Origin of the sequence: Bradyrhizobium sp. SZCCHNS30572 (genome assembly GCF_032484415.1) — a bacterium.
Taxonomy (GTDB): domain Bacteria; phylum Pseudomonadota; class Alphaproteobacteria; order Rhizobiales; family Xanthobacteraceae; genus Bradyrhizobium.
This window is the reverse complement of the sequence record NZ_JAUESY010000004.1, coordinates 448,704-463,108: the sequence shown is the minus strand read 5'-3', so window position 1 is coordinate 463,108 and position 14,405 is coordinate 448,704. Positions and strand designations below refer to the sequence as shown.

Annotated in this window: 10 protein-coding genes; 6 read left to right on the top strand and 4 right to left on the bottom strand. The window is 68.1% G+C overall.

From position 1 onward, the window contains the following. Positions 1-65: 65 nt before the first annotated feature. The 6 genes from QX048_RS13270 (at position 66) to QX048_RS13245 (ending at position 5,904) form a co-directional block, all read left to right on the top strand. Positions 66-725 carry a phosphoribosylanthranilate isomerase gene (locus tag QX048_RS13270; protein WP_315716890.1) on the top strand — a complete coding sequence of 220 codons (660 nt, stop codon included), beginning with the start codon at positions 66-68 and terminating at the stop codon, positions 723-725. Beyond that, the gene (trpB, locus tag QX048_RS13265; protein WP_316166371.1) at positions 722-1,945 is read left to right on the top strand and encodes a tryptophan synthase subunit beta; all 1,224 of its coding nucleotides are present in this window, start codon (positions 722-724) and stop codon (positions 1,943-1,945) included. The genes QX048_RS13270 and trpB overlap by 4 nt, the downstream gene beginning before the upstream one ends. Further along, positions 1,942-2,778, top strand: a complete 837-nt coding sequence (gene trpA, locus QX048_RS13260) for a tryptophan synthase subunit alpha (RefSeq protein ID WP_315716892.1) — start codon at positions 1,942-1,944, stop codon at positions 2,776-2,778. The genes trpB and trpA overlap by 4 nt, the downstream gene beginning before the upstream one ends. Before the next feature lie 94 nt (positions 2,779-2,872). Further along, positions 2,873-3,811: an acetyl-CoA carboxylase, carboxyltransferase subunit beta gene (gene accD / locus QX048_RS13255; RefSeq protein WP_315716893.1), complete on the top strand. Its 939-nt coding sequence runs from the start codon at positions 2,873-2,875 to the stop codon at positions 3,809-3,811. Continuing rightward, positions 3,808-5,151, top strand: a complete 1,344-nt coding sequence (locus QX048_RS13250) for a folylpolyglutamate synthase/dihydrofolate synthase family protein (RefSeq protein ID WP_315750460.1) — start codon at positions 3,808-3,810, stop codon at positions 5,149-5,151. The genes accD and QX048_RS13250 overlap by 4 nt, the downstream gene beginning before the upstream one ends. 12 nt (positions 5,152-5,163) lie before the next feature. Then, positions 5,164-5,904, top strand: coding sequence for a metallophosphoesterase family protein (locus QX048_RS13245; protein ID WP_316200458.1), 741 nt, complete (start codon positions 5,164-5,166; stop codon positions 5,902-5,904). A 2-nt stretch (positions 5,905-5,906) separates the two neighbouring features. Here QX048_RS13245 and QX048_RS13240 read toward each other — a convergent pair whose 3' ends face one another. The 4 genes from QX048_RS13240 to addB all read right to left on the bottom strand — a co-directional run bounded on the left by QX048_RS13240 (position 5,907) and on the right by addB (position 14,093). After that, the gene (locus tag QX048_RS13240; protein ID WP_316200508.1) at positions 5,907-6,917 is read right to left on the bottom strand and encodes an ATP-dependent DNA ligase; all 1,011 of its coding nucleotides are present in this window, start codon (positions 6,915-6,917) and stop codon (positions 5,907-5,909) included. A 142-nt stretch (positions 6,918-7,059) separates the two neighbouring features. Next, positions 7,060-7,380, bottom strand: a complete 321-nt coding sequence (gene trxA / locus QX048_RS13235) for a thioredoxin (RefSeq protein WP_015663255.1) — start codon at positions 7,378-7,380, stop codon at positions 7,060-7,062. 99 nt (positions 7,381-7,479) lie between these two features. After that, the gene (gene addA, locus QX048_RS13230; protein ID WP_316183699.1) at positions 7,480-10,953 is read right to left on the bottom strand and encodes a double-strand break repair helicase AddA; all 3,474 of its coding nucleotides are present in this window, start codon (positions 10,951-10,953) and stop codon (positions 7,480-7,482) included. Beyond that, positions 10,947-14,093: a double-strand break repair protein AddB gene (gene addB / locus QX048_RS13225; protein ID WP_316200459.1), complete on the bottom strand. Its 3,147-nt coding sequence runs from the start codon at positions 14,091-14,093 to the stop codon at positions 10,947-10,949. Before addB ends, addA begins: the two co-directional genes overlap by 7 nt. Positions 14,094-14,405 lie beyond the last annotated feature (312 nt).

Genomic DNA, 14,405 nt, shown 5'->3' with positions numbered 1-14,405 from the left:
CTCGGCGGCCCTGGAAGCCGCCGGCTTCTGGTGATCCTTTCCGCCCGGACGTGCGTTGTTCATTGATGTCCCTGCTCGTCAAAATCTGCGGCCTGACCACGCCCGACACCCTCGCTGCGGCGCTCGACGCGGGCGCCGACATGGTGGGCTTCGTGTTCTTTCCGCCGTCCCCACGCCATGTCGGCCTGACGGCCGCGCGTGAGCTGGGTCGTGACGTCAGGGGGCGCGCGCTCAAGGTGGCGCTGACCGTCGATGCCGACGACGCGATGATCGAAAACATCGTCGAGACGCTGCGGCCTGATCTCCTGCAGTTGCATGGCCGCGAAAGCATCGCGCGCGTCCGCGACCTCAAGCAGCGCTTCGGCCTACCCATCATGAAGGCCATTCCGGTCGCGACCGACGCCGATCTCGCGCCGTTGGCGGGCTATGCCGACGTGTGCGACCGCATCCTGTTCGATGCGCGGGCGCCCAAGGAGGCGACCCGTCCCGGCGGCCTCGGTGCCACCTTCGATTGGCGTCTGCTACAGGGCGTGAAGCTCGATCGCCCGTTCATGGTCTCCGGCGGTCTGAGCGCCGACAACGTCGCGGAGGCCGTGCGGATCACCCGCGCGGGCGGCGTCGACGTGTCATCTGGCGTCGAGCGGGCGCCGGGTGTGAAGGATTGCGACATGATCCGGGATTTCATTCGCGCGGCGCGGGCCGCTGAAGAGTTGAGCGTTCAATGACGACAGCCATTCCCAATTCCTACCGCAGCGGTCCGGATGACCGCGGTCACTTCGGCATCTTCGGCGGCCGCTTCGTCGCCGAAACCCTGATGCCGCTGATCCTCGATCTGGAAAAGGCCTATGCGGAGGCCAAGGCGGATCCGGCATTCCATGCCGAGATGAACGGCTACCTGAAGAACTATGTCGGCCGGCCCTCGCCGCTGTATTACGCTGAGCGCCTGACCGAGCATCTCGGCGGCGCCAAGATCTACTTCAAGCGCGAGGAGCTGAACCACACCGGCTCGCACAAGGTCAACAACGTGCTTGGCCAGATCATGGTCGCGCGCCGCATGGGCAAGAAGCGCATCATCGCCGAGACCGGTGCCGGCCAGCACGGCGTTGCGACCGCCACGCTGTGCGCGCGTTTCGGGCTCGATTGCGTCGTCTACATGGGCGCGGTCGACGTCGAGCGGCAGCAGCCGAACGTGATCCGCATGGAGATGCTCGGCGCCAAGGTGGTGCCCGTGCAGTCCGGCGCCAAGACCCTGAAGGATGCGATGAACGAGGCGTTGCGTGACTGGGTCACCAACGTCCACAACACGTTCTACTGCATCGGCACGGTCGCCGGTCCGCACCCCTATCCGATGATGGTGCGCGACTTCCAGTCGGTGATCGGCAACGAGACCCGCACGCAGATGCAAGAGGCTGAGGGCCGGCTCCCGGACTCGCTGATCGCGTGCATCGGCGGCGGCTCCAATGCGATGGGCCTGTTCCATCCGTTCCTCGATGATCCCTCGGTCGATATCTATGGCGTGGAAGCGGCGGGCCATGGCCTGACGCATCTGCACGCCGCCTCGATCGCCGGCGGCCGCCCCGGCGTGCTGCACGGCAACCGCACCTATCTGCTCATGGACGAGGACGGGCAGATCGAGGAGGCGCATTCGATCTCGGCCGGTCTCGATTATCCCGGCATCGGGCCGGAGCATTCCTGGCTGCACGAGGTCGGTCGCGTGAACTATTTGTCGGCGACCGATGAGGAGGCGCTGGCGGCGTTCCAGCTGCTGTCGCGGCTCGAGGGCATCATTCCGGCGCTGGAGCCCGCGCACGCGATCGCCAAGGTGATGGAGCTCGCGCCGAAGAAGTCGAAGGACCATCTGATGGTGGTCAACATGTCCGGCCGCGGCGACAAGGACGTGCCGCAGGTGGGCGACATCTTGCGAGGAAGGGCGAAGGCATCGTGACCAGCCGGATGGATGCGCGCTTCGCGCAATTGAAGCAAGAAGGCCGCTCGGCGTTCGTCACCTTCGTGATGTCAGGCGACCCTGATCCTGAAACCTCGCTCGCGATCGTCAAGTCGCTGCCGCAGGCTGGCGCTGACATCATCGAGATCGGCATGCCGTTCACCGATCCGATGGCCGATGGCCCGTCGATCCAGGCGGCGGGTCTGCGCGCGCTCAAGGCCGGCATGACCTTGAGGAAGACGCTGCAGCTCGTGCGCAGCTTCCGCGAGGGCGACGCGGCGACGCCGATCGTGCTGATGGGCTACTACAACCCGATCTACATCTACGGCGTCGACAAGTTCCTCGATGATGCGAAGAGCGCCGGCGTCGACGGCCTGATCATCGTCGACCTGCCACCGGAGGAAGACAGCGAGCTGTGCATTCCCGCGCTGAAGGCGGGGCTGAATTTCATCCGGCTGGCGACGCCGACGACCGATGACAAGCGGCTGCCGGCGGTGCTCGCGAACACCTCGGGCTTCGTCTACTACGTCTCGATCACCGGCATCACCGGCGCGGCGGCGGCGGATTCGTCCGCCGTCGGTGCCGCCGTGGCCCGGATCAAGCGGCATACGGCGCTGCCTGTCTGCGTCGGCTTCGGCATCCGGACACCGGAGACCGCCCGCGCCATCGCCGCCAATGCCGACGGTGCCGTGGTCGGCACCGCCCTGGTCGACGCGCTCCGCGCCAGCCTCGATGCCGAGGGACGCGCGACGGCCAAGACCGTGAGCGCCGTTGCCGACCTGGCCGCTGCGCTGGCAAGGGGCGTGCACGGGGCGCAACAGGCCGCGGAATAGGCCGTCAACCACTATTCGACCAGACGTCGCGGCCGTCTTGCCGTGACCCCGCCGTCCCGCCATATATCCGGGCGACCGCAACACGGAGCGACACATGAACTGGCTTACCAATGTGGTCCGGCCGAAGATCCGCAACATCCTGCGCCGTGAGACGCCGGAGAACCTCTGGATCAAGTGTCCGGATTCCGGACAGCTCGTGTTCTACAAGGACGTCGAGGCCAACCAGTTCGTCATTCCCGGCTCCAACTACCACATGCGCATGGGCGCCGTGGCGCGGCTGAAGTCGATGTTCGACAACGAGACCTGGTTCGACGTCGCGCTGCCCGAGGTCACGCCCGACCCGCTGAAATTCCGTGACGAGCGCCGCTATGCCGACCGCATCAAGGATGCGCGGGCGCGGACCGGCATGAACGATGCGGTGAAGGTCGGCTTCGGCAAGCTGGAAGGCATGGGCGTCGTCATCGCCGTGCAGGATTTCGATTTCATGGGCGGTTCGCTCGGCATGGCCGCGGGTGAAGCCATCGTGCGCGGGCTCGAACTCGCGGTCGAGAAGAAGTCGCCGTTCATCGTATTCGCGGCCTCCGGTGGCGCGCGCATGCAGGAAGGCATCCTGTCCCTGATGCAGATGCCGCGCACGACCGTGGCCGTGCAGATGCTGCGCGAGGCCAAGCTGCCCTACATCGTCGTGCAGACCAATCCGACCACCGGCGGCGTCACCGCGTCCTACGCGATGCTCGGCGACGTCCACATTGCCGAGCCCGGCGCGCTGATCGGGTTCGCCGGCGCCCGGGTGATCGAGCAGACCATTCGCGAGAAGCTGCCCGAAGGTTTCCAGCGCGCTGAATACCTGCTCGACCACGGCATGGTCGACATGGTCGTGCACCGTCATGACCTGCGCCCGACGCTGGCGCGGCTGTGCCGATTGCTGACCAAGGCGCCGGCCGTTGAACACGCCAAGCCCGCGCCGCAGCTGCCGCCGCCGGCCAAGCCCGCCGAAACCGCGGAAGCGCCGGCGGTCGCAACGAGCGCGTGAACGATTCTGCCGCCCAGCCAAGACCGTCGCTCGACGAGCTGATCACGCGGCTTTCTGTGTTGCATTCGAGCCGGATCTCGCTCGGGCTGGAGCGCATGCACCGGCTGCTGGCGCAGCTCGGTCATCCCGAGCGCAAGCTGCCGCCGGTCATCCATGTCGCGGGCACCAACGGCAAGGGCTCCACGGTCGCATATTTGCGCGCGATGCTCGAGGCCGCGGGGCTGCGCGTCCACGTCTTCACCTCGCCCTGGCTGGTGCGCATCAACGAGAGCTATCGGCTCGGCCAGGTCGGCGGTGGTGTCCTGGTCGAGGACGATGAGCTGATCTCCGCGCTCTTGGAGTGCGAGCGGGTCAACGCCGGCGCGCCGATCACCTTCTTCGAGGTCAAGACCGTCGCGGCCTTCGTGCTGTTCGCAAGGCATCCAGCCGATGCGGTGCTGCTCGAAGTCGGTCTCGGCGGCCGGCTCGATTCCACCAATGTTGTCGAGCAGGTCGCGGCCTCCGTGCTGACGCCGATCAGCATGGACCACATGGAGTTCCTCGGCGACACCCGCGCGCTGATCGCGGCCGAGAAGGCCGCCATCATCAAGCGTGGCTGCCCGGTGATCTCGGCGGCGCAGGAGCCCGATGCCATGGCCGTGATCGAGCGCGAGGCCAGGCGCCAGCGCGCGCCGCTGTTTGCGGCCGGTGAGAGCTGGCACGTCAATGTCGAGCGCAACCGGCTGGTCTATCAGGACGATCGCGGTCTCCTCGATCTTCCGGCACCCAAACTGTTCGGCCGGCATCAGTTCGACAATGCGGGCCTGGCGATCGCGACCTTGCGGGCGGTCGATCATTTCAAGCTCACCACCAAGGCGTTCGAGGACGGCATCGTCGGCGCCGAATGGCCGGCGCGCATGCAGCGGCTGTCGAACGGCGCGCTCACCGCGATCGCGCCGCAAGGCGCGGAGATCTGGCTCGACGGCGGCCACAACGCCGAGGGCGGTCGCGTCGTCGCGGCCGCGATCGGCGACCTCGAGGAGCGCGTGTCGCGGCAGCTCGTCGTCATCGTCGGCATGATGGGCAACAAGGATGCCGCGGGCTTCCTGGCCAACTTCGCCGGCCTGACGCGCCACATCATCGTCGTGCCGATTCCGAACGAGAGCAAGGCGATGGCACCGGCTGATCTGGCCGCCGCCGCCCGCACGCTCGGCATGCGGGTCGAGATCGCCGATGGCGTCGCGTCGGCGCTCGCCGGCATCGCGCGGCTTGCCTATGAGGTCCCGCCGCGTATCCTGATCACGGGGTCGCTCTATCTCGCGGGCCACGTGCTCGACCTCAACGGCACGCCGCCGACCTGAGGGGAATAGCGCATGCGCTTTGCCGCGATCGCAGACGTCCACGGCAACCACCTCGCGCTCGAAGCCGTGCTGGCCGACATCCGCGCGCAAGGCGTCGATGACATTGTCAATCTCGGTGATATGGCGAGCGGCCCGCTCGATGCGCGCAAGACGATGGACTTGCTGATGCCGCTCGATGCCGTCCATGTGCGCGGCAATCACGACCGCTGGCTGATCGATCGGCCGCCGGAGAGGATGGGCGCCTGGGAGCGGCCGGCTTATGCGCAGCTCGTAGCTAAGCATCTCGACTGGCTCGGCACGATCCCGCCGACGGCCATCTATCGCGACGAGGTCTTCCTTTGTCACGCCACGCCTGAGGACGATAACGTCTACTGGCTCGAGAGCGTCGCGCCGGATGGCGCGGTCACATGCGCGCCGCTCGATGCAATCGAGACAACGGCCGAGGGCATCCCGCAGTCACTGATCCTCTGTGGCCATACCCACACCGCGCGCGCGGTGCGGCTTCGCGACGGGCGGCTGATCGTCAATCCCGGTAGCGTGGGCAGCCCCGGCTATTCCTACTCCGTACCGCATCCGCATGTGATGGAAGCCGGCACGCCCGACGCCCGCTATGCGATCCTTGAACTTAAGCCCGCAGGCTGGAGCGTGACGTTCCGCCACGTGCCCTATGATCATCAGGCGATGGCCGCGCTGGCCCGCGCCAATGGCGATGCCGAATTCGCCTCGGCTCTCGCGACCGGCTGGATCCGCTGACCTCACGCGAGCAGTTTCAAGGGATCGGCGACCTTCTGCTTGAGCTGCTCGAACGTGCACTGCTTCGGCGATTTGTCGGGGCGCCAGCGCAGGATCGAGGTGCCGTGGCGAAAGCGCTCGCCGGAGAAATGGTCGTAGCAGACCTCGATCACCAGCTTCGGCTTCAGCGGACACCATCCCGCCGAGCGCTCGGTCGACCAGCGGCTCGGCCCGCCCGGCGCATTGCCGGTGAAGCCGGGTGGCGAGATGAGCGGCTCGAGCTTGTCGGTCAGTGAGGGCTTCTCGTCCTTCTTGAGCGCGGAGGTGAAGCCGACGTGATGCAGCAGACCGTCATCGTCGTAGAGCCCGAGCAGCAGCGAGCCGACCAGCCTGCGTCCATTCGCGCCGCTGTTGGTGGCGTAGCGGAAGCCGCCGATGACGCAATCGGCTGAGCGATAGCGCTTGATCTTCTGCATGCCGTCGCGGTTGCCGGCCTGGTAGGGCAGGTCGATCCGCTTGGCGATCACCCCGTCCGAGCCGCCGCCGGAATGCGCCAGCCAGTCTTGCGCGGTCGCGAAGCGCGTCGTCGCCGGCGACAGCCGGAACGTCGGATGATCCGCGAAGTTCGCTTTCGCGAACGCTTCCAGCGCCGGCCGCCGCTCGTGCAGCGTGTGCGTTACGAGCTCCTTCTTGCCACTCGCCAGCAGATCGAAGGCCAGGAACAGCGCCGGCGTCTCCACCGATAGCCTCTTCACCCGGCTGGCGGCGGGATGAATCCGCTGCAGCAATGCATCGAACGAGAACGACTTCGCCTGCGGCACCACCAGCTCGCCGTCGAGGATGAAGCTCGTCGCCTCGAGCTCGCGCGCCGCGGCGACGACCTCGGGGAAGTAGCGCGCGAGGTCCTCGCCGGCCTTCGACTGCATCGTCACCGTTGCGCCGTCGCGCGTCAGCAGGCAACGGAAGCCGTCCCATTTTGGTTCGTATTGCCAGTCCTCGCCGCGCGGGATCGCATCCACCGAGCGCGCCTCCATGGCCAGCAGGCCGGATTTGCGGGAGGGCGAGCGATGGGCGCGGGCGGGCATGGCGACATCCGAAAACGCTGAATCACACCCCTCAACGCGAACGGCCGGCGATTCCGCCGGCCGTTCGACAAAAATCATTGTTCCGCAGGCATCACACCGCCGACGAGATCCACTGCTGCAGCTTCGCCTTCGGCGCGGCGCCGACCTGGCGCGAGGCCATCTCGCCGCCCTTGAACACCATCAGGGTGGGGATCGACATCACGCCGTATTTCGAGGCCGTCTTCGGGCTCTCGTCGACGTTCAGCTTGACGATCTTGACCTTGTCGCCCATCGCGCTCGAGATCTCGTCGAGGGCAGGGGCGATCATGCGGCACGGGCCGCACCACTCGGCCCAGAAGTCGACCACGACCGGGCCGTCGGCCTTGAGCACTTCGCTTTCGAAATCGGCGTCGGAAACCTTGCCAACGGCCATGGAAATTACCTCGTTCGGTTGGAGGGAGCGGCACGGACGGGCCGCCTCAGCGTGGACGTCAAAGTAGGAATGGCGTGATCCCGGGTCAAGCGGGCTCACTCAGACGTGCTGGGATGGCAGCATGGCGTCCAGCGCGGAGGCGGGAAGCTCCATGAATTCAGCGGCTTCGGTCCAGAGCAGCGCGGCGCGGACGACGCGGCCGGGGTACAATTGGCCAAGCACTGCGCGGTACAGCGCGAGCTGCCGGACATAGGCCGGGGGCACGTCGGCGAGTCCCGAGGGCGGCTGCTGGTTGGTCTTGAAGTCGACGATCAGCACCTCGGTCCCGGTGACCACCAGTCGGTCGATCTGGCCGGAGACCAGTGCCGGCGGCTGGCCGGCCAGTGCGAGGCGGCCCACGATCGAGACTTCCGCCCGGCTCCCGGCCGCGAACACCGCGGCAAAGCGCGGGTCTTCGACCACGGCGAGCACCCGTTCCGCAAGCCCCACGCGCTCGTCCTCCGGCCAGTCGGCGGCGTTGCGAATCAAATATCGCAGCGCGGCATCACGCCGCCGCTCCGGCGCCACGTCGGGCAGCGACTGCAGCAGGCGATGCACCAGAGTGCCGCGCTGCATCGCGAGGCTGCGCGCCGCCAGCGATTCGCCCGTGCGCACCGGCCGCTCGTCGGCGGATGGATCGGACGGCCGGAGCACAGCGACCTCGCCGGGCGCCTCCACCGCCGCCGTGCGCAGCCACGCCGGCAGTTCGACGGCCGTCTCGACCATGGGCCGCGTTTTGTCAGCAGCGGTTTCCGCGATGTCCTCGGCCCGCGCATAGCGCTTGACCGGCCCGTCCTCGGTTTCAATCACCTCGACCTGCAGGCCGGCGGCGTCCAATCCGCGCGCCATCAGATCGTACCAGCTGCCGCCGCGGACGTTGTTCATGTTGCCCGGCATGCAGCCGCCGATGATCAGCCGATCCGCGGCGCGGGTCATCGCGACATAGAGCAGCCGGCGATACTCGTCCTCGGTCTCCTTGAGCATCGCCACGCGTGCCGCCGCGACGGGCTGCGGATCGTCGGCCTTGCGCCCGGCCCAGACCACGATCTCCTGCTCGCCATGCGGCACGTGGATCAGCCGCAGCCGCTGCGAATCCGCCGGCGACGAGGTGGTGTCGACCAGGAAGACGACGGACGCCTCGAGGCCCTTGGCGCCATGCACGGTCATCACCCTGATCTCGTCGCGCGAGATCTCCATGTCGCGCTTCACCTCGGTGTCGGCGGCGCGCAGCCAGGCGACGAAGCCCTGCAGCGAGGCCGGCGCCTTGCGCTCGTAGGACAGCGCGAGCTCGAGGAACTCGTCGAGCGCATCATTGGCCTCGTGGCCGAGCCGCGCCAGGATGCGGCGCCGGCCGCCATCGCCGCCGAGCAGCCAGGCATAGAAGGCGAACGGCGTGTCCTCCGCGGCGCGGCGCTCGCATTGTTGCAAGCGCCGTACGACCGCCTGCAGCCGCGCGTCGTCAGCGGCGTGCGCCGTGAGTGCGTCGCGTAGCGAGCCGCGACGCTGCCACGCCAGCTTGAACAGATCGTCGTCGTCGAGCCCGAACAGCGGGCTCTTCAGCGCGGTCGCCAGCGCCAGATCGTCCTGCGGCAGCAGCAGCGCGTCGGCGAGGTTCATCAGGTCGATGATCGCGATGTGCTCGGTCAGCTTCAGCCGGTCGGCGCCGGCGACGGGGATGCCGGCGTGCTTGAGCGCCTGAATGACAGCATCGAAGGCGTTGCCGCGCCGGCGCACCAGGATCAGCATGTCGCCATAGCTCAGCCGCCGCCGCGCGCCGTCATGGCCGGTCATCGTGCCCGTCTGGATCAGCCGCTTGATCTCTGCCTGGATGCGCCTGGAAAGCTTCACCTCGGGGCTGGTGACGGAGACGCCGTCGAACGGCGCGCGCCAGCCCTCGATCTCCTTGCGGTCGTCGCGTTCGCACAGGCTCCAGAGCTCGACCATGCTCGGTCCGGCATCGGTCAGCGCGTTGTGGATGGGATGGCCGATGTCAGGCGAGTGAATGCTGCTGTAGACGTCGCGCTCGCGGAACACGTGGTCGACCGCGTGCAGCACCGTCGGGCCCGAGCGGAACGAATAGGTGAACGACACCGGATCGAACAGCAGCCCGGCGTCGGTGAAGCGCTTCTGCAACTGACGCCTGCGCGCATCGAACTCGTGCGGGTCGGCGCCCTGGAACGAGAAGATCGACTGCTTCTCGTCGCCGACCGCGAAGATCGTGCGCGTGAGTCCGTCGCGCGCCCCGGCGCCGGCAGTGAACTCTTCGATGATGTGGGCGACGATGTCCCATTGCCGGGGGCTCGTGTCCTGCGCCTCGTCGATCAGCACGTGATCGACGCCGCGGTCGAGCTTGTAGTGCACCCAGCCGGCGGAGACGCGGTTCAGCATCGCCAGCGTCTTGTCGATCAGGTCGTCGTAGTCGAGCAGGCCGCGCTCTTCTTTTTCGCGGCGATAGTTCGCGGCCGCGGCGGTGGCGATCTGCAACAGCGCCTCGGTGCGGTCGCGCACGACCGCCGCGCGGCGCTTTTCGATCAGGCGATCGAGCCGGCGCGCCTCCGATTCGAACAGGCCGGCGATGCCGGGATTGGCGTCGGCGAACTTCTTGGTGAGCAGGGACTTCCGCGGCTCCTTGTCCTCGGTCAGGAATACGCGGAGATATTCATCGACCTGATCGGCGCCCGAGAACGCCAGCGCCGCGCGCAACTGCTCGGCCTGCTTCTGGTCGGTCTTGGCGCCGCCGTCGAGCCGCGCGGCGATATCGGTCCAATCCCTCAGTGGCAGATTGGGGCCGTCGACGATGTCGCGCTCGATGGCTTCCAGCGTCTCGCCGGCGCTGATGCCGAGCACCTCGCCGAGATGTTGCGCGGCAACCTCGACGCGGCCGGCGCCATCGGTCCAGGCCATGAAGTGATCGCGGCTCAGACAGGCCTCGCGGACGACGTCCTTGAAGGTCGAATCCGCCGCATTGGCCATCGCCACCTGCAGCGCGCGGCCGACCGCGCTGTCGGGCGCCCGCGCGGCGTCGAGCAGCACCTTGAGATTGGCGCGCTCCATCATCTCGGTCTGGTCGCGCTCGTCGAGCACCGAGAACCGCGCCGGCACGTTGGCTTCGAACGGGAACTGCTGCAGCAGCCGCGTGCACAGCGCGTGAATGGTCTGCACCTTCAATCCGCCCGGCGTCTCCAGCGCGCTGGCGAACAGTTTTCGCGCCGAGGCCCGCAGCTTCTTGTCGGGATTGGGAATACCGGTGGACTGGATCGCGCCGTCGAGCGCGTCGTCGTCGAGCGTCACCCAATGGCCGAGCGTCGAGAACACGCGCTCGGCCATATTGGCGGCCGCGGCCTTGGTGAAGGTGATGCAGAGGATCTTCTCCGGCGGCACGCCGTCGAGCAGCAGCCGGATCACGCGCTGAACCAGCACATGCGTCTTGCCCGAGCCGGCATTGGCCGACACGAAGGCGGAGGCAGCCGGGTTCGATGCGCGCGTCTGCGCCTCGCGCACGGCCTGCGGAATGGGGCGGGGCGCCTTCACCATTCCTCCACCCCCAGGCCGCCGGCCGCCGACCATTCCTTGATACGGGCGAGATCGTCATAGCTACCGTAGCGGTTCGCCCACATCGACAGGTTCAGTGAGGTGTAGCCTTGATTGACGTCCTCGAAGCTGCGGATCAATGCCTCGAGCTTTTCGCGCGCCTCCTGCGCGGCCTGGTCCGGATGTTGCGGCGGGTCGCTCTTGTTGATCTTCAATTCGAGAATGCGCTCTTCGCCCGGCGGGTTGTTGCCGGACAAGCGGACATAGACGAGCTGGCTGATCAGGCTGCCGGCGGGGATGCCGTCGAAGCCGCCTTCGCGCAGGATCGCGGCTTCGAGCGTGAGCTGCGGCGACAGCCCCATGCGCACCTGCTTGGCCGTCGGCGGCTGGCCAGTCTTGTAGTCGAGAATGGCGTAGGTGCCCTCGGCACGCTGTTCGATGCGGTCGGCGCGCGCCGACAGCATGAAGGTGCGGCCCTGATCCAAGGGAATGCCGATCTCGCCGCGGATCTCCGCGGTGATCGCGCCGATCTGCTCGCGTCGCGCGGTCTCCCACGCCGCGAACCAGCCGGCGATGCGCTGGAAACGCGGCCACCACAGCGCCCGCGCCTCGGGCCGCTCCATCAGCGGCGCAAAGTGCTTCTCGCCGATCACGCGCAGCGCATGCGCCGGATGCAGCGGCAGGGCATCGGCATAGGTCTGCGTGAATTCGCCGATCGCTTCGTGAATCGCCGAGCCGCGATCGGCGGCCGACAGCGGCATGTCGACGGGATCGAGCGGATCGAGCCGCAGGATGTAGCGCGCGAAGATGGTGTAGGGATCGCGCAGCCAGTCCTCGATGGCGGTCACCGACATGCGCAGCGGCCGTGCTGCCAGCGGCGGCTTCGGCGCCGGCTGTTCGACCGGCTTCACCGCGGCGGGCTGGTCGAGCACCTCGGCATAGCGGACGTAAGTCTCGCCGCGCGCGGTCGCCGCCTTCCAGCGCTCGGCGCCAGCGACGGCTTCGAGACGGTGCAGGAAGCGCGAGGCCACGGCCGGCGCGCCGCCCGATTTTGCGGCGTGCGTCAGGATCACCTCGGGCGCGCCGAGCAGTTGTGCGAAATCGTGTGCTGATAGTCCGATGCGGCGCTCGGGCAGGTCGAGGCCGAGCTGATGCCGCATCGGGCGGCTGAGCCAGGGATCGATGCGCGGCGCCGGCGGCCATATGCCCTCGATCAGGCCGCCGACGATCATGCGGTCGGCCTGCATCAGTCGCGCTTCGAGCGGACCGTAGATCTGCAGCTGCGCGCCGTGGCGCTCGGGCCGGCGCACCGCGCGATCGGAGAAGGCGGTATGGAACAGATCCGGATAGTCCGACAGCGGCGCCATCAGGCCGCAGCGCTCGCCGGACGCGAGCAGGTCGTCGAAGCAGCGCGCCAGCGCCGTGCCGTCGCGATCGGTGAACGCGGTGCTGACACCGACATCGTCTGTCGAGAGCGCGATCAACACCTCACGATGCCGCGCGGCGAGCTCGGCGAAATCCTGCGGGCGCGGCGAGGCGAGGTTTTCCAGCGGCGCCAGGGCCGTCTGCAATTGCGCGATCAGTGCGCCGGCGCGGTCGAGCTGCTCGGGACTGAGACGCGCGCGCGGCTCGGCCTTGTGCAGCGATGATGCTTCGCCCTGGTGCAGCTTGGTGTGCTCGTCGCGGAAGCGCGCGAAGTCGCGCGCGAGCCCGCTGCTTCCGGCTTGTGGCCGCGTGCCGCGCAGCACCGCGAGCTCCAGCGTCTCGATGGCACTCTTCCAGCCATTCGCGGCGCGCCCGAGCCGGCACAGCGGATGCTTGAGCAGCGCCAGCAAAGTCGGCGGCTCCAGTCCGCGCGCGGCTGCTTCGGCGGCGAGGCGCGCGAAGATGCCGGCCGGCGTCTCCAACAGCGCGTCACCGCCGGAATCGTCGAACGTCAGGTGCCAGCGCGTCAGCGCCGCCATCACGCGGCGCGCCAGCGCGCGGTCCGGCGTCACCAGCGCAGCGGACTTGCCGAGATGGCGCGCCTCGCGCATCGCGATGGCAATCGCCAGCGCCTCCATTTCCGGATTGGGCGCGGCGACGACGGCGAGATTGTCCATCGCTTCGGCAATGTTGGCGGCGATGTCGAACTGGCGCAGGCGCTCGTGCCAGACGGCGGTGGCTTCCGACGGCCGCATCGCTTCTGAGATCAGCACCTCGCGGCCGCCACGGCCGGGTGGTGCGAGGCGGATCACGTCGCGCCGCTCCAGGCCGAAGCGCTTGAGCAGCAGGTGCATGGCATATTGCGGATGATTGACCGCGGGCGGCGTCAACGCGCGGCCGGCGCGGTCCTTGGCACCGCCGATCGAATTCCACGCGGCTTCGTCGAGATCGGTGTCGAGCCCAGGCAGCACCACCGCGCCATGCGGCAGCTTGGCGACGGCGAGCAGGAATTTTGCCGTCGCCGGCATCGAGCCGGTGGAGCCTGCGGCAATGACGGGACCATCGGGATGCGCCGACAGCCGCGCCGCTTCGGCCGCGATCAGCAGATCGCGCCGCGCCGCCGGCTCGATGCGCTCGATCTCCTGCAGATAGGCCGGCCACGCGGTCCGCGCGATGCGCAGGAACTCGAGCGAATACTGCCAGTATTTGTCGAGCTGATCCGGCACCAGCGCATCGAGCGCATCCCACGACACGCCGCGCGTCACCATGTCGTCGATCAGCCGCGCGAGGTCGCCGGCCAGCGCAAGCGTCGAGGCGGGCCCGCCGATCACGAGCGGCGCCGACACCGGCGTCTTGGCCCAGGCCGCGACCAGCCGCGCCAGCGTGAGCCGGCGCTGCAGGTCGTCGAGCCGTTCCGGAATCTCCAGCGGCGCCGGCCCGAGGAACGCGTCGCGGTCCTCCGCGAAGGCGAGCTCGTCCTCGTCGATGTCGCCGAGCGCGACCAGGCGCGGCAGCACCGCGGCATCGGTCTTCAGCTCGTCGAGGAACATCTCGCGCGCCACCCGCAGGGCGCGCCGCGTCGGCAGATACAGCGTCGCGGTCGCGAGCCGGGCGGGATCGCTGCGTGCCTCGAAGCCGTCGACCAGCCGGCCGTCGACCAGCGCGGCGATCACGCTGCGCAGGAACGGCGCCGAGATGGGAACGGTGAAGACGCGCATGGCCTGCGATTCGGGTTGCTGTGCTGTCTATATAGGGACCGATCGGGCGGAGGTCATATCCGGGGTGTGGACGGGTGTTGATAGGTGCGTGACCATTGTCGCGGGCTCAGAGCGCGCCGCGCGGATGAGCCCAGCTGGACCCATTCACCCCCGCCGTCATCGCCCGCTTTCGCGGGACGACTGAGTCTGGAAAGCCAAGCTGCCCACCCGCTCGCAATGACGGGGACACGCAGCATCGTCCTCCATTGTGGGTACAGATCTCGCGCCGGAGACAAACCCCTATGCCCTCGCGACGCCATCGCGCCCGAGTCA

What these genes read in the sequence shown, in the direction of transcription:
- QX048_RS13270 (WP_315716890.1), top strand. Translation starts at nt 66, where the DNA reads ATGTCCCTGCTCGTCAAAATCTGCGGCCTGACCACGCCCGACACCCTC.
- trpB (WP_316166371.1), top strand. Translation starts at nt 722, where the DNA reads ATGACGACAGCCATTCCCAATTCCTACCGCAGCGGTCCGGATGACCGC.
- accD (WP_315716893.1), top strand. Translation starts at nt 2,873, where the DNA reads ATGAACTGGCTTACCAATGTGGTCCGGCCGAAGATCCGCAACATCCTG.
- QX048_RS13245 (WP_316200458.1), top strand. Translation starts at nt 5,164, where the DNA reads ATGCGCTTTGCCGCGATCGCAGACGTCCACGGCAACCACCTCGCGCTC.
- QX048_RS13240 (WP_316200508.1), bottom strand. Translation starts at nt 6,917, where the DNA reads ATGGAGGCGCGCTCGGTGGATGCGATCCCGCGCGGCGAGGACTGGCAA.
- trxA (WP_015663255.1), bottom strand. Translation starts at nt 7,380, where the DNA reads ATGGCCGTTGGCAAGGTTTCCGACGCCGATTTCGAAAGCGAAGTGCTC.
- addA (WP_316183699.1), bottom strand. Translation starts at nt 10,953, where the DNA reads ATGGTGAAGGCGCCCCGCCCCATTCCGCAGGCCGTGCGCGAGGCGCAG.
- addB (WP_316200459.1), bottom strand. Translation starts at nt 14,093, where the DNA reads ATGCGCGTCTTCACCGTTCCCATCTCGGCGCCGTTCCTGCGCAGCGTG.